Below are 19,939 nucleotides of genomic sequence, written 5' to 3'. Positions count from 1 at the left end.
TTAATTATTAATGTAATTCCTTTTTAAGGAATCTCGCAGTATAACTTTTTTTATTCTTTACAATTTCTTCAGGTGTGCCCTTTGCAACCACCTTACCGCCACCTTTTCCACCTTCATACCCGATATCGATAATATAGTCGGCCATTTTTATAACATCCATGTTATGTTCAATAATGAGAACGGTATTTCCTTTATTGGTCAATTTATTCAATACTTCCATGAGTACACGTATGTCTTCGAAATGAAGACCGGTTGTTGGCTCGTCTAATATATAGAAAGTATTCCCGGTATCACGCTTGGAAAGTTCGGTAGCAAGTTTTATTCGCTGCGCCTCTCCTCCAGAAAGGGTGGTAGATTGCTGTCCCAGGCTAATATAGCCTAAACCAACATCCTGTATGGTTTTTAGTTTTCTAAATATCTTCGGAATGTTCTCAAAGAAAGGGGTTGCCTCGTCTATGGTCATTTCCAGAATATCGGCAATAGACTTGCCTTTATATCTTATTTCGAGGGTTTCCCGGTTAAAGCGTTTGCCCTGGCAGGTTTCGCATTCCACGTAAACATCTGGCAGGAAGTTCATTTCTATGACCCTTAAACCACCGCCTTTACAGGTTTCACATCTCCCGCCCTTAACGTTAAAGCTGAACCTTCCAGGTTTATAGCCCCTAATAAGCGCCTCTGGCGTTTTAGCAAAAAGGCTTCGTATTTCTGAAAACACACCGGTATAGGTGGCAGGATTAGATCTTGGAGTCCTCCCGATAGGGCTTTGATTGATATCTATCACCTTATCTATATGCTCCAGACCCTTGATGCTCTTATATGGTTTAGGTTTCTTTACTCCATTGAAGTAATGTGCGTTCATGATAGGGTATAGGGTCTCATTGATAAGGGTAGATTTACCACTTCCAGAAACACCGGTTACCGCGATCATTTTCCCTAAGGGAATGCTGATATTTACCTTTTTAAGGTTGTTCCCGGTTGCTCCTTTGAGTTCTATTTTTTTGCCATTACCTTTTCTTCTTTCCTTTGGAACTGGAATTTCTTTATCTCCACTCAAATAATCGGCAGTAAGGGTTTTATGCTCCATCAGTTCAGCTGGAGTACCCTCACTAATGATCTCTCCTCCATGCTTGCCGGCGCGAGGGCCAATATCTATTACGTGGTCTGCTCTTTCGATCATATCCTTATCATGCTCTACCACGATGACGGTATTCCCTATATCTCGAAGAGATTCCAGTGAATTGATCAGTTTTTCGTTGTCTCTCTGGTGCAGGCCGATACTAGGTTCGTCCAGAATATAAAGAACGCCTACCAGTTGAGAACCTATCTGGGTGGCCAGCCTTATTCGCTGAGCTTCTCCACCAGAAAGAGATTTGGAACTACGGTTAAGGTTAAGGTATGTTAATCCTACATCCAACAGGAACTGTAATCTCGCCCTGATCTCTTTGATCACCTCTTCAGCGATCTGAAGCTGCTTTTCGCTAAGGTTCTTTTCGATCCCTTCGAACCAGGCAAAGAGGTCGGTGATATCCAGGTGGGCCAGTTCAGAAATATTCTTGTCGTGGATCCTGAAGTAGAGAGCTTCCTTCTTTAAACGAGAGCCTTCACAATTAGGACAGATAACCTTATCCATATATTCTTTAGACCAACGCCTTAAAGAGGAAGAGTCATTATTATTATAGGTGGTTTCGATAAAGTTCGCCACCCCTTCAAAATCTATCTTATAGTCTCTTGTAATACCCAGGGATTTAGATTCCCTGGAGAATTTTTCTTTTCCTCCATGCAGGATCATTTCCAGGGCTTCATCGGGAATTTTCTCGATGGGATCGGTCAGTTTAAAATCAAACCTTTCTGAAATAAGTTCCAGCTGGGAAAATACCCAATTCTTCTTCTGTGGTCCATGCGGAGCAAGCCCCCCGTTCTTAATGGAAAGGGACCTGTCTGGAATGATCTTATCAATATTTACCTGGTAAAGGCTGCCTATGCCGTTACATTTTGGGCAGGCTCCTTTAGGTGAATTAAATGAAAAGCTGTTTGGTTCAGGGTTAGGGTAACTTATACCCGTGGTAGGGCACATCAGATTTCGGCTAAAGTACCGGATGTTACCTGAATCCTGTTCCAGGATCATTAAAGTATCATCGCCATGGTACATGGCAGTTTTGATGCTTTCGTCCAGCCGTTTGTCTGAATCTGGTTTTTCTTCAATTTTCAGGCGGTCTATTACGATTTCGATATCATGGGTTTTGTATCGGTCCAGCTTCATGCCTTTCTCGATATCTACAACCTCGCCGTCTACTCTAACCTTCAAAAACCCCTGTTTCGCGATCTGTTCGAAAAGTTCGCGGTAATGTCCTTTACGGCTTCGGATTACCGGGGCAAGTATATTCACCCTTTTACCGGTAAAATCCTTGATGATGAGATCCTTAATCTGGGAATCGGTATAGCTTACCATTTTCTCCCCGGTATTATAACTGTAGGCTTCGCCGGCACGGGCGAAAAGCAATCGAAGGAAGTCATAGATCTCTGTAATGGTTCCTACGGTACTTCTGGGATTTTTGCTGGTGGTCTTCTGTTCAATAGCAATTACAGGAGAGAGGCCTTCAATTTTATCTACATCGGGTCTTTCCAGGCTTCCAAGGAATTGTCTTGCGTAGGCCGAAAAGGTTTCGATATAACGCCGCTGTCCTTCCGCGTAAATGGTATCAAATGCCAGTGAAGATTTACCCGATCCTGAAAGTCCTGTGATCACCACAAGCTTTTCCCGGGGGATATTAACATCTATATTCTTTAAGTTATGGACGCGGGCTCCTAATACTTCAATTCTATCTTCAGTTTTTGCCATAAAATTTTTCAAGTGGGCAAAGTTACTTATTGTATTATTATTTAGAAAGCTAATGTCAATCAACTGATGTTAAGATACCTGTAAAATTAGAGCCTTTGTAGGGACAGGCTATAAATCGATTAAAAATTAAGTTAAAAATGTATGGTCATTTAGGTGGCACTTTAGAATTTTTAGCTAGCTTTTAACATACTGAATGTCAGGATAATATTACTTGAATTTTTATAGCTTATGGGGGAAATCACCTATATTTGAAAAATCCGAAAATCACTTACCCAGATCTTTCTTTTAAATTTTTGAACATCCTTTTATGCCAGGAAAACAGGCCCCTGTATTTCTAGATAATTATTGTTTATTCTTTTTAATGCAGTTTGATGATGGAAAAAAGACAACTTCTAATCGTAAGTAGAAACGAGGATTTAATAGATAAGCTAGTAGAACACTTAAGTCTAAGTTACGATATCACCACCGAAAAGTCTATTCACGTTGCTTACAACAGCGCTTTGAACCTTTTACCGGATATTATTTTATTCGATAAGAACTCATATACTAAGAATTCAGATTTCCGGAATCTGAGAAATTTCAAGTCTACTCATTTTCTTGCCAAAAGTTTCCTGATCGTATATGGAAAAGAGGATGACCTGAATATTCTGAAAAAGCGGTATAAATCTGTAATTGATGAATATATTTCAGACCATACCGAAATTGAGGTCATTGCGTCCAGGATCAGAAAGGATGATAAATGTAAAAGCTTTAATTACTGGCATGATTGCTTTATGGGGCTTTTCAATTTAATGACCCAACCCATTCTCTTGCTTCAGCAGAACAATATCATTGCTATGAACGATTCCTTCAAGAAAACTTTCAGAGTTAAGAAAACCGATGGGCTAAAGCTAACCGATTTCGTCAATATTGAGAACAAGGCCAAGGTAAAGACCAGTCTTAGGAATTTTTCCCGTGGCAAGCACATGAAAGCGGTGACTACAACCTCTCTTTTAGTCCATAACGATAAACTGAGAAATGCGAAAATTAGTTTTTCAAAACTGAGCAGGAATATAACCGATCAGTTCATTATGTTCATAGATTTTTCTGGAGAGGAATATTTCATGGACGACAGGATAGGTAGCCATGCAGACCAGGTAGAGAAATGTTTTAAGGAGAATAGTGAGATGGCTGAGTTTAGTTTTACTAAAAGGGAAAAGGAAATCATCTCCCTGTTATGCAAGGGTTATAAAACCAAGGAGATCTCTGATGCTTTGTTCATTTCTCCAAAGACTATTGAGAAGCACCGATCTAATATCATTAAAAGGACCAATTCTGAAACCATCCTTGAAAGTATAATCTACGCGATCAACCATAATTTAGTCGACTTTCCAAAATCCTAAAGAATTCTTAAAACACTAATAAACAGTGTATTATTGAATAAATAGGGGGGATTTCCCCCATGCACTTCAAGAATCCAGTTTCATACATTTACATTGATTCTGATAAGAATGTCTTGCCCCCGATACTTATTTGAAGATTCCTACACCCCCCAAATCACTTTTATTTATTGATCTGTTACTGTTCTTTCCCCTGGGAAAGGTCTGTATAAACTTTATTAACCATTCTAAATACTATTAACCAAATTCTACTGATATGAAAAAATAGATTACTCTTTTCAATTCTTTTAGTGCCCAAATCTTATTAGATCCCGAGATCCCATTATGACCACTGTTTTAACGGGAAGAGATTATGAGTTAAACATTTTAAACCATTCTAAATTTTATAAACCAAAACTTCGTAATTATGAAAAAAATCAATCAATTACTGGCTTATTGCGCTGTATTTGCGCTAATTCTGGCCGGTTGTTCTAAAGATGAGCCCGGGAACGTTCAAGACCCCGGAAATTCTGAAATCGCGGTCCTTGAATTAGGACCAGTTCTAGTTGACCTTGATAATTCTAGGCAACAAATCACACCTGATGAGACTCCAGAATGTGTTGGAGATACTCCGGCTTATGCAAGATTAAGGCTGGAATATGGTAGCGGGAATACTGAGATCGTTACCAATGTAGACATCACTTCAGATAGTGATGGGAATCTTTTTACCAAATACAGTGAAGAACTGGAAATTCCAATTCCATCGGGAGAAACTACCGTTTCGGTTACTTTAACAGATTTCGTCGTTTATAACGACAACGATATGGTAATTTGGGTAGCACCGAAGGAAGATAGTGAATTTGAAGACTTTGTAACTAATCCTTTAGATAATGAATGGTTATTAAGAGCGGGATCCAAGAATTATCAAGAAGTAGAGGTGATCTGTTTTGACGATAGGGAAGTTAATAATTATGGTTATCAATTCTTTGATATTACACCGATACCCCTTATTAAGTTCTGCGTATTTGGAAACTATTGTCCACCATCAGGAAGGCATTATGTTGCAGCATATCGCGTAAATGTTTATGAGAGTGACAATGGTGACAAAGGTGATCTTATCTGGTCTCGTGAGAGATTAGTTGAGGGTGAAGGCAATGATGCTTATGCCGACCCATTATGTTTTGAGCTACCTAATAGGTTAGATATAGACGACAATGAGGAGCAGTATTATTTTGAATTTATCCTTCTTCCAGACACTCCTGGATATGACGGAGGTGAAGAACTATTTGCAGAAGGTCCAATAACAGTAGCCGAGATTGAATTGTTCTTCGGTGAAAATGGAACTTTAGATTACTACCACTTCCAGTACGGTTGTGACGGAGGTGTACCACCGCCATTTGGCAGACCTGAAACCAAGAGATATAAAGCCTGTATCAAATATCTTGATTCAGAAGATGAAGTAGCTGGATTTGCTTACCTGTCTCTTAACGGTACTGTATTAGAAGCAGCAACCTCAGTATTCGGATTGAAATTCGGGGAACAACATCCTCAGCATATCCATCAAAATGCATCTTGCTCCGATCCTGGAGGTATTACTATCGCACTAGATGATGCTAATGGAGACTTCCCTATACCAATCAATGTTAATGGAGCTTCATTCATTAATTATTACGAAATCATTCCAAATGTCTTCGATCAAAATTTACAGGATCGAACCATAGTAATTCATGGTAAGGATGATGCTAACGGTGATTACCAGGAGCTAGCACCAGTTGCTTGTGGCGAATTCGAAGAATATTAAAAGATAAATCAAAAGCCCGGCTCTTCATAGAGCTGGGCTTTATATCAAATATTAACCATTCTAAATATAAATTATGAAATTATTAAAAACCTATTTGGCTCTGTTTGCCATATCTCTAACCCTATTCACATCTTGTAGTAAAGATGAAACAGTTCAGGGGGATGTACCAAATGATGTGGCTAGTTTATACCTGGGTCCCGTGCTCGAAGGTATGGATAGTCAATCCAGGCAGCAGATCACCCCAGATGATACCCCAGAATGTTCAGATCTTCCTGCGGCTTATGCGCAAATCAGAATAATATATGGGGAGAATGATACCGAAGTGGTAGCAATAGTAGAAATTCTTACCGATGATGACGGAAATTTGTTCACGGCATATAGTGAAGAACTTGAAATTCCTGTCGCTAGTGGCCAAACCTCTGTTTCAGTAACACTTACCGATTTTGTGGTATGGAGTGATTTACCGGCGAATGGAGGAGTAGTTATTTGGGTCGCTCCTAAGACTGGAAGTGATTTTGAAGATTTTGTAACTGAACCTTTGGATAATCAATGGAATTTAAGAGCAGGCTCTAAGAACTATCAACAGGTAGAAGTAATTTGTTTTGATGATAGGGCGGTGAATCAATACGGTTATCAATTCTTTGATATTGTACCAAGGCCACTTTCAGAACTTTGTGTTTTTGCAAATTATTGTTTAACACCTGGTGGAAGAGACCGGGTAGCAAATTATACTTTTGATCTATATACCTATTCCGGAGAAACTGCGGAAGATAACCCGATAACCAATGCAAGTCTTTATACTTTAATTAATAATGATAATGACTCACCAGTTACAGGTTTAGATGGTGAATCTTACTACGCAGAGCCACTTTGCTTGCCGATTCCTAAAGGAGACGATGAGAATGGAGATGTTCCTTATTTATATTGGGAAATGAATCTTGAAGACTGGGAAGATTATTATGGAGAAGCACCTGATCTTCAACTTTCGGGTTACCTCACTTGGAATCAGGTTAAGAGCTATTATAATGACGATAACACTATAGATTATATTCACCTATTCTTTAACTGTGAAGAATGTCCAGAAGGAGACGGTACAGATGGAGATGGAGATGGAATTGAGGATGCTTGTGACAATTGTCCAGATAATACGAACTCAGATCAGGCTGACAGAGATGGTGACGGAGTTGGAGATGCTTGCGACGATTGTCCAGATGAACCTGGAACCGGAGGCTTCGGTTGTCCGGATGCTCCTTGTTTCGATCAACCAGATCCTGACGGTGACGGGGTGAGAGGAGATTGTGATAATTGTCCAAATGTTCCTAATACAGATCAAACTGATACTGACATGGATGGATTTGGAGATGCCTGTGATTTCTGTCCGGATGATGCAAGTGAATCAAATCTAGATTCAGACGGAGATGGTGTTGGAGATGCTTGTGACGACTGTAAGGATGAGTTTGGTAATCCAGATAATTTTGGTTGTCCAGATGCTCCATGTTTCGATCAACCAGATCCTGACGGTGATGGTATTAGAGGAGATTGTGATAATTGTCCTAATGTTCCTAATACAGATCAAACAGATACCGATTTGGATGGAGTAGGAGATGCCTGCGAAAAATGTCCAGGATTTGATGATAACGATGATGCAGATTCTGATATGGTCCCTGACGGATGTGACCAATGTCCAGGATTTGATGATGGAGAGGATGCAGATTCAGATGGAGTGCCAAACGGCTGCGATGTGTGTGAAGATGGAGACGACAACCTGGACGATAATAATAACGGAATTCCAGATGATTGTGAAACTCCTACAGGTGGAGCCTGTGAGACTGCATTTATGTTTGGAGATATAACAATAAATTCTCTGGCAAATGCAAATAGATGGGGTTGGGTTGAATTATTTGACGATGGAGATGGAGATTCTCAACAATATCCAATCTGGGCAGGTGCCGGCCAAAATGATACCAGCAAGGGAACCCAGGTTGGTAATGCTACTGTCACGCTACTAGATGATGGAGATGTCCAATTAAGCATAAATCTTTTTGAAGGATTCTCATTTGAAGAATTGCATGTGAATTTGTCTGAAGGTCAACCTTCTGGTAACACAGCGAAAGCTCCTGGCCAATATAACAGGAATAATGAAGTAAGCGCTGATATATTGGAATATACTTTTGACTTCAATAATTCAGACGGAGATTTCTATATCATAGTTCATGCAGTTGCATGTGGAATAGATGATTAAAAAAAATCCAGCCGGAATATGTTCCGGCTGGATTATATAACCTTTAACCTTCTGAAGCGGAAGGGAAATTTTAACCATTCTAAATATTAACTAAAACTTTTATTATGAAAACAATTAAATTTTATTTGGCGGCATTCGCCGTATGTTCTTTGCTCCTAACATCATGCAGTAAAGATGAGGTAAGTCCAGATGATGCAATATCAGATAATATTGCGAGTCTTACCCTGGGTCCAGTTCTTCAGGGTGCAAATGTGAACAGGCAGCAGCAGATCACGCCTGAAGGAACTCCCGCATGTGCCTTAGATGTGATTCCAGCTTATGCAGAACTTAGATTAATTTATGGAACAAATAACATCGAGGTAATCACTACTGTAGAAATTGGAGTAGATAGTAATGGGGATCTTTTTACTAAATACAGTGAAGATTTGGAAATTCCAATCCCCTCTGGTCAAACCTCTGTTTCTGTAACCTTAACAGATTTTGTGGTTTATGACGAAAATGATGTGGTGATCTGGGTAGCTCCAAAAGAGGGCAGTACCTATGCTCAGTTTGTAACCGATCCTCTTAGTAACAACTGGAGCTTGAGGGCAGGTTCAAAAAATTATGAAGAAGTAGAAGTAATTTGTTTCGACGATAGAGAGGTAAATCTTTATGGATACCAGTTCTTTGATATCATTCCAGTTCCACTTTATGAATTCTGTATTTTTGCCAACTACTGTGATGATGATGGAAGGCATTATACAGCCGATTATGATTTTAATATCTATTTCTATGATGGAAACAGGGAAGATGGTAAAGGAGAATTAATTTATGAAGAAGATAGTCCTTTAGGTCCAATAACCGGAGATGATAATGGTACATATTGGGCAGAACCCTTATGTATTGCCGTTCCTGGTCCTGGAGACCTAGCTTCAGATGTACCATATTTAGTATTTGAGGCGACCGTTATTGATTGGCCGAATTATTATACTGTTGATGGTAATGTAGAAACTACTACCCAAATGCTTACTTGGGAAGTGATTGAGTCTCTTCTTGATAGGGATGGCGATGATGAAACCACTAATTACTGGCACATCTTCTTTAATTGTGATGAAGAAGACGGCCCTAGTGGAAATCTTTAAAAATAGTTGAAAACCTAACCCGGAAAATTCCGGGTTAGGTTCTAATTCGGTACTATTTTATCTTAACCCTAAACCAAAAATGATGAGATTTATAAATAAGTATTTGGCAGTTTTTGCCATATTATCCTTGATGGTTTCTTCTTGTACCAAAGATGAAACAATTCAGGAAATTAATGACGTTCCTGGGGACGTAGCCAGGTTAAGTCTGGGGCCCGTAATACAGGCCATGGATTTGAACAGACAGGAGATAACCCCAGATGAAACACCGGAATGTTCTGATCTGCCAGCCGCTTATGCGCAGATAAGGTTGGAATATGGAGATGATAATGAAGAGGTGATAACTGTCGTAAAGATTTTAAAGGATGACGACGGAAAACTTTTCACGGCCTATAGCGATGATCTGGAAATACCGATTCCTAGCGGGGAAACTTCTGTTTCGGTAACACTTACCGATTTTGTAGTATGGAGTGATTTACCAGCAAATGGGGGAGTAGTTATTTGGGTTGCTCCAAAAGATGAAAGCGATTTTGCTCAATTTGTGAGTGATCCGCTTAGTAATAATTGGAGCCTAAGAGCAGGCTCAAAGAATTACCAGGAAGTAGAAGTAATATGTTTTGATGATCGTGAAGTGAATCTATATGGATATCAGTTCTTTGATATCATACCTGTTCCACTTTCAGAGCTTTGTGTTTTTGCCAATTACTGTCTTACACCTGATGGAAGACACAGAGTGGCAAATTACACTTTCGATCTTTATACCTATTCTGGAGAAGTAATTGAAGAAAACCCGGATCCAAGCGGATCTATGTATACCTTGATCAATGAGGGCGATGATACACCTGTTACAGGTTTAGACGGGGAATCTTATTATGCTGAACCACTTTGTTTGCCAATTCCTAAAGGAGATGATGAGAATGGAGATGTCCCATATTTATACTGGGAAATGTCTCTTGAAGATTGGGAAGGTTATTATGGGGCAGCACCTAACCTTGAACTTTCAGGGTACCTTACCTGGAATCAAGTTAAGATGTATCTAGACAAGGATGGAGATGATGCTACCGTGGATTATATCCATATTTTCTTCAATTGTGAGGATGGCGACGGACCTGATCCCTGTGACTTGGATGATCCTGATGCAGATTGCGATGATGATGGCATAGATAACGGCGATGAAAATGAAGGCTGTAAAAATAATCCTGATCCAGATTGCGGTGAGGAAACATGTACCAATCCAACTACCTGGTACAGAGATCAAGATGGGGATGGATTTGGAGACCCAAATACCACCCAGGAAGAATGTGAGCAACCAGAAGGTTATGTCGATAATAATAGCGATTGCGATGATACTAATGATAATATTGGAGAAGCAATAACCTGGTATAGAGATCAAGATGGAGATGGATTAGGAGATCCTAGTATTACTGAGGTGGCATGCGAGCAACCAACTGGATTTGTTGACAATGCCAATGACCCATGTCCGGAAGACGAAACAAACACTTGTAACGTTGCATGTGATGATACAAATCCAAATGCTGACTGCGATGATGACGGCACCTTGAATAAATGTGATACAGATAATCCAAATTATCCCACATTCGATTGTGATGGAGACAATGTTCCCAATGGGCAAGATGATTGCCCCACCGAGGCGCCTGAATTAGTAGATTATAATATGGATGGCTGTGAAGACATACCAGACACCTGTGATTTCACGACCGATAATGACTGTAGTTTAATTGTTTGGGATCAGACTACAGCATCCGGAGGAGATCCTTTCTACGGAATTGATCTAAATGGTGAGAATATTGGAAGTGTGTCCATATCCTTAGACGGAAATAATGATGTAGTGATTGAATTAAACTTGGATATCGACTATTTATTAGATGATATATATATAGTGTTGGATGACGGCACTCCGCTATGTAGGTCAAATGTTGGTCAAGGTTTAAATGAGTTCACTATTCCAGGAACTTTTTCCGAACAACAATCAGTTCTTATCTATGCCAATGTGTGTCCTGCAACAACTAATTAATTTTTAACCCGTCTCAATTATTTGACCGGGGGGTGACTAATTTTGCGGGTTAAATACTCATTCCATTGTGGAATGTGTGGAGCTGTCCGAATTCTTTCGGACAGCTTTTTTTATTTTAAAAAGAAAAATTATTCAGATTTGAAATATTTGATATAAGTTGGAATAGGTTAGAGAAGGTTTTACAGGTCATAGATGCCTGTTTTTTTATGGAGATCCAGTAAAATAAACGCTTTCTAGATGTTCTAAAATTAAATTGCCCTTAGTTAAATTATTGACCCAAATCTTTACTGGTTTAAATTTGTTGAAGTTTTGTAAGAATTTGATTGTTAAAAAATTAGACCTTCATTTTCTAAAAATTTTTGGAATAGACTTTGTAAAACTCTGACCCGTAACACAAAATGTGAAATAAATTTAAATCAGAATTTAAAAGACCTATTTATGAGAAAATTGAAATTAATCTTCGTATTACCGGTTCTAGCATTTTTGGCCTGTAGCGAAGATCCAGTTTCCGACGAGATTGAAACTGGAAATGAGCCCCAAACTCAAACAAAAACCTCAAACCAAAGCAATACAGAAGTGGCCTTCCCTGATGAGGTTGGAACCAAAGAAGATATTTATTACACGGGATTAAAATTACCAGTGGAAAATGTCAATGGAAACTATGTGTATCAGGGTGATATTTTGATTCCAAGATCGAAAACATCAAAGAGCCCTGTTCAATTGATTTATGAGAAGGGAAAAGCTCCTCACCAAAAAAGTGTTGGGCGAACTAAGGCTTATTGGCCAGATAACACAGTTTATTACGAAATTGACGGTAGCTTACCAGATAAGAACAGAGTATATGACGCGATAAGTCACTGGGAAGCGAATACTAATATTCAATTCGTGAAAAGGTCTGGACAATCTAATTATGTATACTTTACTCCTGGATCTGGTTGTTCTTCTTATGTGGGAATGATAGGAGGTAAGCAAAATATAACTTTGGCTAGTGGTTGTACCACCGGTAGTACCATTCATGAGATTGGTCATGCTGTTGGACTGTGGCACGAACAAAGCCGTGTAGATAGAGACAATCATATAACCATACATTGGGACAACATTCAAAGTGGAAGAGAGTATAATTTCGAAACTTATGCCTCTGCTGGTTATGATGGAGACGAATTCACCACCAATTTAGACTTTGGATCAATTATGCTGTATAGTCCTTACTCTTTCTCTAGTAATGGAGAGCCTACAATTACCAGAAAAGATGGTTCGTTGTACGGAGCTCAAAGGAGCGGCTTGTCCAGCGGCGATATTGAAGGAGTAAACTCTATGTATCCCTCTGGAGGAGATGGTGGATCTGCCAACTATATTAACGGTGAGTACTACACTATTGAAGGATTAACTGTCTTAAGATATATGGATGAATGGTGGTATGATACTAGATTCGGTTGGAGAAAAGTTAAATTAGTTAATGGAAGTTGGGAATGGGCCTAACTTATAAATTATATGACCCGATTTTTAGTTTTAAAATCGGGTCTTTTTTTGTGTAAACAAAATGTTAAAACCACACCGATTGGGGATATAATACACAGTTAAAATTTTAACAATCTAAAACCTACAAGATAACCCAAATCGATAAAAGGTTTATTTTAACGTTGAAAAGCCTATCTTTTTATACTTTAAAATTTTCAAACCCAACCATACCAAATTTTACTTAAAACCTACTATTATGAAAAAAATCAAGTATTTACTAGCCTTGCCACTACTGGCCTTCATTTCATGTAATGAGGACAATGTCACAGAATCCTTTTCTGAGAATAAAGTAGACCAATCTGCTTTACCTTCCGCAAATGTCGAAGTCGCGTTTCCTGATAAATCAGGGATTGTTTCAGATATTTATTTCGCGGGAAAAAGGATGCCGGTGGAAGAGATCAACGGCAAATTTGTATACCAGGGGGATATTTTCCTTCCCGAGTCTGGAATTTCTAAGAGTCCGGTAGAATTAGTTTTAAAATCTAACGAGGACCCTTATTCGGTGAATAAAAGCGTGGGCCGTACCAAATTCTTCTGGCCAGAGAACACGGTTTATTATGCTATAGATCCTTCCCTGCCCAATCAGCAAAGGGTGTTGGACGCTATAAGCCACTGGGAGTCGAATACCGCAGTGCGCTTTGTGGAAAGGACTTCGGAATCCAACTTTGTATACTTTACTCCTGGAGGAGGATGTAGTTCTTACGTTGGAATGATTGGAGGGCAACAGCCAATTACACTGGCAGATGGTTGTTCTACTGGTAATACCATTCATGAGATTGGCCATGCCGTTGGATTATGGCATGAGCAAAGTCGTGCAGATCGCGATCAAACCATTGCGGTGCACTTTGAAAACATTATTTCGGGAAGGGAACATAATTTCTATACATATGTGGAAGCAGGATGGGATGGAGCAGAATACACTGCCGGATTGGACCTTGGCTCTATAATGATGTATAGTCCTTATTCTTTCTCTTCTAATGGTCAGCCCACCATTACCCGTAAGGACGGTTCAATTTATTCGGTACAGCGTTCACAACTTTCAGGAGGGGATCTCGAGGGAATCGAGGTTATGTATCCTGGTGCGGTTACAGAACCCGGACCAACTGAGCCGGAACCTACTAATCCTGAGCCAGAATATATCAATGGTGAATACTACGTGATAGAGGGAGTAATGGTGCTTAGAAAAGATGATACCTGGTGGGTAGAAAAAGGCAAGAACCTTAAGGAGGTAGAATTGATCAATGGTAGATGGAGATTCGTTAAATAAACAATCACAAAATAATTGAGGAGGCCGGTCATACCGGCCTCTTTTATTTTACTTCCAGCTCATTTAATTTTTCCTCTGAAAAATTCATTAAGTCTGCAAAGAATTTTTTGAACTCCTTCCTGAATTCTGAATAATGTTCCTGCAATTCTTTTACGGCCAGGTGCATATTCGATTTGCCGCCGGTCCGTTTATTCAGGCCTGAGAGTACTTGCCTGATACCTTCAATTTCAGCATAACTCAGCAACCAGTTGTCCCTTTCCATATAAGGTAGAAAATTCTTCACTTTTACCGGCAGGACTTCATAATGTTCATGCAAAAGCTGATAGAATTCCAGGGTGTATTTTTTTAGAGGAACGTTAGAATAACTATCCCAATCTGCTGCCAGAAAATGATCGTAAAAAATGTCCACGATGATGCCGCTATAATGCCCGTATACAGGAAAGAGCCTTTGCATGCTCTCCATAAAAACCGGATGGGTATCTGTGTAATAATCAATAGCACGGTGAAGAATAATCCCCTTTTGAATCTTTTCAGGATACTTAAGGTATTTCTTCCCCTTTATCGAATCGGCCATGAAATTGCCAATTTTAACCTGGTCGTTATTACCCGATAAATATATATGTGCTAAAAAATTCATTTCGGGAAGATACAAATTCTAGAAATGGAGGGTTAATTTTTGTTAAGGTTTGGAGAGAGGGAAGGCAGCCACTTATATTTGTGAAAAATAATTTCCCTACGTTTTTAGAAATTTTAAATACTCAATTGAAATATGACATTAATTAAATCTATTTCCGGAATTCGAGGAACAATCGGAGGTAAAACCGGTGATAACCTAACACCTATCGACACAGTTAAATTTGCCGCGGCTTACGGTACCTGGTTAAAGGAACAATCGGGTAACAAGAAATTAAAAGTTGTGGTGGGGCGAGATGCCAGGATTTCGGGAAAGATGATCCAGGAATTAACGATGAACACCCTTACCGGACTTGGAATTGATGTTATTGACCTTGGTTTGTCTACTACACCTACCGTTGAGGTGGCTGTTCCACTGGAAAAAGCAGACGGAGGGATCATTTTAACCGCCAGTCATAATCCCAAGCAGTGGAATGCCCTGAAACTTCTAAATAGTAAAGGAGAATTTCTTGATGGGGAAGCAGGAGCGAAGATCCTTAAAATAGCGGAAAGCGAAGGTTTCAATTTTTCTGAAGTGGATAACCTCGGCGAGATTAGTGTAATTGATGGTTATATTCAGAAGCACGTAGAGGAAGTATTAAAGCTTGAACTGGTAGATGCCGAAAAGGTGAAAAATGCCAAATTAAAAGTGGCCGTAGATGCCGTAAATTCTACCGGCGGGATCGCCATTCCAGCCCTGTTGGAAAAAATGGGAGTGGAAGTGATCAAACTCTACTGTGAACCGAACGGACATTTCCCGCATAATCCGGAACCTTTGAAAGAACACCTTCAGGATATCTGTGAACTGGTGAAAAAAGAAAATGCCGATTTCGGGATCGTAGTAGATCCAGATGTGGACAGGCTGGCCTTTATTGACGAAAATGGAGAAATGTTCGGGGAAGAATATACTCTCGTAGCCTGTGCCGATTATGTGCTTTCTAAAAAACCTGGAAACACGGTAAGTAATTTATCTTCTTCCAGGGCCCTTAGGGATATTACTGAAAGGCATAATGGAAAATATGAAGCCAGTGCCGTGGGTGAGGTGAACGTGGTAAAATTGATGAAAGATAATGATGCTATTATCGGTGGAGAAGGTAATGGAGGGATCATTTATCCTGAAGCTCATTACGGTAGGGATAGCCTGGTAGGAGCAGCTCTTTTCCTTACCTATCTTGCTGAAAAGAATCAAAAGGTTTCTGAAATAAGAAAAGAGTACCCGTCATATTTTATGAGCAAAAATAAGATCGAATTAACTCCAGATCTCGATGTGGATGGTGTGTTAAAAGCCGTTCAAAAACGCCATGCCGGAGAAGAAATCTCTACGGTGGATGGAGTGAAGATAGATTTTCCTGAAAACTGGGTGCATCTTCGTAAATCTAATACAGAGCCTATTATAAGGATCTATACTGAAGCAAAATCACAGCAGGAAGCAGACGAACTTGCCGAAAAAATGATTAAAGAGATTAAGGAAATAATCTCTTAATCTATAATTTCTGCTCTATTAGGAATGGGCTCATTGCGATGTTTCCATCGTTTATGAGTCCATAAATAAAATTCAGGCTTGCTCTTAATTTGATTCTCCAGCAATTCGATGAACCTTTTTGTGATATAATGTTCAGGTTCATTTGGGGCATCTGTAGTAATTGGTTTCAGGGTAGCATTGTAGAAACCTCTTCCGGTTTTTTCCACGTGAAGATAAATTACGTTCATATCCAGCTTTCGAGCCAGTCTTTCTGACCCTTCAAAAACAGGTACCCTTATTCCCATGAAATGAATCCAGTGTTTAGCCCGGCTTAATTTTGGAGACTGGTCTGCGATCATGGCGTAATTTCCCAGGATACCTCTTTCCTGGTTATATCTTATAGCTTCAGTTGCCTTGTAGGTGGTGATCAAAGTGCCGTCAAATCTTCCTCTTATTCGTTTTACCAGGTCATCAAAATATTTGTTCTTGATCCTTTTATAGATGCCGAAAGAGCGAAATTTCAAGTCATATAGCTGTAGGGCATTCATCCATTCGTAACTGGCGTAATGCCCGCACATTACGATGATGCTCTTATCCATTTTCTCTAATTCACGCAGGTACTCCAGGTTGGTGAACGTAAACCTTCTTTTTAGCTCTTTTTCTGAAATGGAGATGCTCTTGATCATTTCCAGAAACATATCGCACATATGGCTGTAAAACTTTTTCTGGATTTTACTGATCTCTTCTTTGCTCTTTTCCGGAAATATTAGTTCCAGGTTTTGACGAACCGTTTTTCTTCGATAACCTATTATATGATAAACGAGTATGAAAATAAGGTCTGATACTATATAAAACAGCCTGAAAGGTAGAATGGAAATAAGCCACAGGATAGGGTAGACCAACCAGAAAACTAATCCTTGCATAAAAATTCTTTCCGCAAATATATGGTATATTTGAAATTAAACATTCATCAAATATGGGAGATTTAGGCCTTGCAACGCTCGTGGTAATTGCCTTGAACGTTCTGGTTTCATTTAAAGGATTCAGTGATAAGTCTTTTTTTAATAAGTACAAGTTCAATATTGCCGATATAAAATCGGGTTCAAAATACCAGATCTTGACCTCTGGTTTTCTACATGTAGATACCGGGCACCTGTTCGTGAACATGCTTACCCTGTATTTTTTTGCCAATGTGCTTATTTATAACCTGGGTGCAATTGCCTTTTTAATTATCTACCTGGGAAGTTTATTGCTGGGGAATTTGCTTTCCTTCTTCTTTCATAAAGACGATTATAATTATACGGCAGTCGGAGCCAGTGGTGCTGTAATGGGCGTCCTCTATTCAGCCATCTTATTACAGCCTGATATGATGCTTGGGTTATTTTTTATTATCCCAATTCCAGCCTATGTTTTCGGAATCGGGTACCTGCTCTATACCATCTACGGAATGAAGCGAAGAAGCGATAATATTGGTCATGATGCCCATTTTGGCGGCGCAGCCGGAGGATATTTTTTAACCATGCTTTTCGCTCCCTGGGTATTCGAATCCCATATGCTTATGGTGATCTTATTGGCGATCCCTATCGTGGTGCTTTTTTTACTTCAAAGAATGGGGCGCATTTAGTTTGGTACTCTTCTTGGTTATGGTTTATAAAACTAAAAACTGACTATATGAAAAACTTACTTTTTATAATTGCTGTTCTTATAGCTATCCCGGTAATGGCGCAGGACTCCGAAAAGCCTGTGGTAAATGTCACCGGTGAAGGGCTGGTAAAAGTTGAACCAGATGAGGTTCTGATAAAATCAAGGATCGAGCATGAAGGTAATTCTGCTGCGGAAGTTAAAAAGAAGAATGATGAAGTGGTAAACAAGATAATCAAGTATCTTAAATCTCAGGATATCGAGGAGAAATATATCAAAACCGAATATCTGAACCTTAACAAACGCTACGATTATAACGATAAAACCTATACTTATGTGGCTAACCAGTCTATTTCTATTCACCTTAAAGACCTGAAGGATTACGAAAAAATCATGAAGGGCTTGCTTGAAAATGGACTTAACCGGATAGATGGGATACAGTTCAAATCTTCAGAAATGGAGAAATATGAAAAGGAAGCTCGGAAATTGGCCGTACTTGATGCCCAGAACAGGGCCAAGGAACTTGCCCAGCCATTAGGCCAGGAAATAGGGAAGGCGATAAGTATTAGCGAAATGGACTATAATAGTTATCAGCCGGTTTACCGGATGGATGAAGCCGTAGAAATGAGCGCAGCTAAAGGCAGTACACAAACCATATCTCCCGGTGAGCTGGAGATAAAGATCAAGGTAAGTGTAGGTTTCGAACTCAAATAAAAAAAGCGCCATGTAGGCGCTTTTCGATTTTGTAAAGGAAAATAGCTTAATCCAGTAGTTCTCCGATCTTTTCAGAAAGGGCATCCCCGCGAAGGTTCTTCGCTACGATCACCCCATTTTCATCAAGAATAAATGTAGCCGGAATAGCATTCACACGATATTTTTTAGCAATTGGATCTTTCCAGAACTGAAGGTTAGAAACGTGATCCCATTGTTCAAGGTTATCTTCTTCAATAGCCTGTATCCATCTGTCTTTTTGGCCAGGACGGTCCAGGGAAACACTAATCACGTTCAATCCCTGGTCCTTGTATTTATTGTAGGTTCTAACCAGGTTAGGATTTTCGATTCTGCAAGGTTTGCACCATGCAGCCCAGAAATCGACCACAGTAACCTTGCCCAGGCTTTCTTCAAGGGAAATATTTTCTCCTTCAGGATTAGGCGCGGTAAAAGAAGGCGCCTTGCTGCCCACTTCAGCCGCCATGGCATTGTCAAGGTTTTCCTTTAGGCTTTTTCCTAAAGCTGTCTCCTTGATCCTATCTGAAACATCGGCGTACATTTCTCTAACTTCTGCAGAAGACAGGCTTCTCATGTTCAGTAGATCTGAAAGCAACATTACCGACACATAAGAGTCTTTATTTCGATTGAATAATTCTTTCTTGAAATTAACGTCATTATCTCTCATCTCGGCCTGGGATTCTCTCAGGCTGTAGATCTTTGCAGTATCCTGTTCCATCATCGCCTGTCGGGTTTCCTGCTGGATTTCTACCATTTCCTGGTTCAGCTTTTTGAAATGTGCCAAATACTCACTAAGAGCCTCATTTTCCTTGCCTCCGGAAATTTTCGCATCCCTCAGGCTGTCTTTGTGGATCTCGAAGTTAATTTTTTGGTTTTCTGAAATAAATGCAACAGTACCATTAACTCCTTCAAATCTTAAAAAGCTCAGAACCGGCTGGTCCTGCTCTTCCAGATCTATTTCAAAACTGCCCTCCTGGATAGTTGCTGTATCTATGGTCTTCAGGCTGTTGGTAGTTTCGTCTCTGTCTGAAATATAAACTTTCTTACCATTTTCGATTCCCTCTACGGTTCCTGTAAGGTAGTAGCCTTTATCTTCCTGGCATCCCACTAGAACTAGGGTTAAACCGAAGATCAATAATGCTATTTTTTTCATTTGTTTAAGTGTTTTCCACAAAAATAACGAACAGTTTTCGCATAGTCAGCGAATATGTATAAATTATTGTTAATTTCAAGATACTTAGCTTTTTTAGGCTTTAA

Annotated in this window: 14 protein-coding genes; 10 read left to right on the top strand and 4 right to left on the bottom strand. The window is 39.6% G+C overall.

Features of this window, described 5'->3' with window-relative positions:
• Window positions 1-7 precede the first annotated feature (7 nt).
• Window positions 8-2,839, bottom strand: a complete 2,832-nt coding sequence (gene uvrA, locus FLP08_RS00835; RefSeq protein WP_156273071.1) for an excinuclease ABC subunit UvrA — start codon at window positions 2,837-2,839, stop codon at window positions 8-10.
• Window positions 2,840-3,210: 371 nt separating this feature from the next.
• On the opposite strand from uvrA, the gene FLP08_RS00830 reads away from it, so the two are divergent.
• The 7 genes from FLP08_RS00830 (at window position 3,211) to FLP08_RS00800 (ending at window position 14,178) form a co-directional block, all read left to right on the top strand.
• The gene (locus FLP08_RS00830; RefSeq protein WP_156273069.1) at window positions 3,211-4,221 is read left to right on the top strand and encodes a response regulator transcription factor; all 1,011 of its coding nucleotides are present in this window, start codon (window positions 3,211-3,213) and stop codon (window positions 4,219-4,221) included.
• 403 nt (window positions 4,222-4,624) lie between these two features.
• Window positions 4,625-5,998, top strand: a complete 1,374-nt coding sequence (locus tag FLP08_RS00825) for a superoxide dismutase family protein (RefSeq protein WP_156273067.1) — start codon at window positions 4,625-4,627, stop codon at window positions 5,996-5,998.
• A gap of 73 nt (window positions 5,999-6,071) precedes the next feature.
• Window positions 6,072-8,240 carry a thrombospondin type 3 repeat-containing protein gene (locus tag FLP08_RS00820; protein WP_156273065.1) on the top strand — a complete coding sequence of 723 codons (2,169 nt, stop codon included), beginning with the start codon at window positions 6,072-6,074 and terminating at the stop codon, window positions 8,238-8,240.
• A gap of 149 nt (window positions 8,241-8,389) precedes the next feature.
• Window positions 8,390-9,361 carry a hypothetical protein gene (locus FLP08_RS00815; RefSeq protein WP_156273063.1) on the top strand — a complete coding sequence of 324 codons (972 nt, stop codon included), beginning with the start codon at window positions 8,390-8,392 and terminating at the stop codon, window positions 9,359-9,361.
• A gap of 79 nt (window positions 9,362-9,440) precedes the next feature.
• Entirely contained in the window at window positions 9,441-11,393 is a 1,953-nt protein-coding gene (locus tag FLP08_RS00810; protein WP_156273061.1) for a hypothetical protein, read from the top strand.
• A 438-nt stretch (window positions 11,394-11,831) separates the two neighbouring features.
• Window positions 11,832-12,872, top strand: a complete 1,041-nt coding sequence (locus tag FLP08_RS00805) for a M12 family metallopeptidase (protein WP_156273059.1) — start codon at window positions 11,832-11,834, stop codon at window positions 12,870-12,872.
• A gap of 235 nt (window positions 12,873-13,107) precedes the next feature.
• Window positions 13,108-14,178 (top strand): M12 family metallopeptidase, encoded by a 1,071-nt coding sequence (locus FLP08_RS00800; RefSeq protein WP_156273057.1) that lies wholly within the window; start codon window positions 13,108-13,110, stop codon window positions 14,176-14,178.
• A 43-nt stretch (window positions 14,179-14,221) separates the two neighbouring features.
• On the opposite strand, the gene FLP08_RS00795 is transcribed toward FLP08_RS00800, so the two are convergent.
• Window positions 14,222-14,815: an acyl carrier protein phosphodiesterase gene (locus FLP08_RS00795; protein ID WP_156273055.1), complete on the bottom strand. Its 594-nt coding sequence runs from the start codon at window positions 14,813-14,815 to the stop codon at window positions 14,222-14,224.
• A 132-nt stretch (window positions 14,816-14,947) separates the two neighbouring features.
• On the opposite strand from FLP08_RS00795, the gene glmM reads away from it, so the two are divergent.
• Window positions 14,948-16,333, top strand: a complete 1,386-nt coding sequence (glmM, locus tag FLP08_RS00790) for a phosphoglucosamine mutase (protein WP_156273053.1) — start codon at window positions 14,948-14,950, stop codon at window positions 16,331-16,333.
• Here the strand turns inward: glmM and FLP08_RS00785 are convergent.
• Window positions 16,330-17,235 carry a lysophospholipid acyltransferase family protein gene (locus tag FLP08_RS00785; protein WP_156273051.1) on the bottom strand — a complete coding sequence of 302 codons (906 nt, stop codon included), beginning with the start codon at window positions 17,233-17,235 and terminating at the stop codon, window positions 16,330-16,332. The two genes, glmM and FLP08_RS00785, sit on opposite strands and share 4 nt — an antisense overlap.
• Before the next feature lie 53 nt (window positions 17,236-17,288).
• On the opposite strand from FLP08_RS00785, the gene FLP08_RS00780 reads away from it, so the two are divergent.
• A complete protein-coding gene (locus FLP08_RS00780; protein ID WP_156273049.1) occupies window positions 17,289-17,936 on the top strand; it encodes a rhomboid family intramembrane serine protease in 648 nt (215 codons plus the stop codon).
• A 47-nt stretch (window positions 17,937-17,983) separates the two neighbouring features.
• Entirely contained in the window at window positions 17,984-18,667 is a 684-nt protein-coding gene (locus FLP08_RS00775; protein WP_156273047.1) for an SIMPL domain-containing protein, read from the top strand.
• 46 nt (window positions 18,668-18,713) lie between these two features.
• On the opposite strand, the gene FLP08_RS00770 is transcribed toward FLP08_RS00775, so the two are convergent.
• Complete coding sequence (locus FLP08_RS00770) at window positions 18,714-19,835, bottom strand: TlpA disulfide reductase family protein (protein ID WP_156273045.1); 1,122 nt, start codon at window positions 19,833-19,835, stop codon at window positions 18,714-18,716.
• Window positions 19,836-19,939: the final 104 nt, after the last annotated feature.

The organism is Christiangramia aestuarii, assembly GCF_009735585.1.
Lineage (GTDB): Bacteria > Bacteroidota > Bacteroidia > Flavobacteriales > Flavobacteriaceae > Christiangramia > Christiangramia aestuarii.
Note: the sequence above shows the minus strand (reverse complement) of the source record. Positions and strands in the feature narration are given on the sequence as shown.

Coding starts and splice junctions, on each gene's coding strand:
- uvrA (WP_156273071.1), bottom strand. CDS start 2,839: ATGGCAAAAACTGAAGATAGAATTGAAGTATTAGGAGCCCGCGTCCAT.
- FLP08_RS00830 (WP_156273069.1), top strand. CDS start 3,211: ATGATGGAAAAAAGACAACTTCTAATCGTAAGTAGAAACGAGGATTTA.
- FLP08_RS00825 (WP_156273067.1), top strand. CDS start 4,625: ATGAAAAAAATCAATCAATTACTGGCTTATTGCGCTGTATTTGCGCTA.
- FLP08_RS00820 (WP_156273065.1), top strand. CDS start 6,072: ATGAAATTATTAAAAACCTATTTGGCTCTGTTTGCCATATCTCTAACC.
- FLP08_RS00810 (WP_156273061.1), top strand. CDS start 9,441: ATGATGAGATTTATAAATAAGTATTTGGCAGTTTTTGCCATATTATCC.
- FLP08_RS00805 (WP_156273059.1), top strand. CDS start 11,832: ATGAGAAAATTGAAATTAATCTTCGTATTACCGGTTCTAGCATTTTTG.
- FLP08_RS00800 (WP_156273057.1), top strand. CDS start 13,108: ATGAAAAAAATCAAGTATTTACTAGCCTTGCCACTACTGGCCTTCATT.
- FLP08_RS00795 (WP_156273055.1), bottom strand. CDS start 14,815: ATGAATTTTTTAGCACATATATATTTATCGGGTAATAACGACCAGGTT.
- glmM (WP_156273053.1), top strand. CDS start 14,948: ATGACATTAATTAAATCTATTTCCGGAATTCGAGGAACAATCGGAGGT.
- FLP08_RS00785 (WP_156273051.1), bottom strand. CDS start 17,235: ATGCAAGGATTAGTTTTCTGGTTGGTCTACCCTATCCTGTGGCTTATT.
- FLP08_RS00780 (WP_156273049.1), top strand. CDS start 17,289: ATGGGAGATTTAGGCCTTGCAACGCTCGTGGTAATTGCCTTGAACGTT.
- FLP08_RS00775 (WP_156273047.1), top strand. CDS start 17,984: ATGAAAAACTTACTTTTTATAATTGCTGTTCTTATAGCTATCCCGGTA.
- FLP08_RS00770 (WP_156273045.1), bottom strand. CDS start 19,835: ATGAAAAAAATAGCATTATTGATCTTCGGTTTAACCCTAGTTCTAGTG.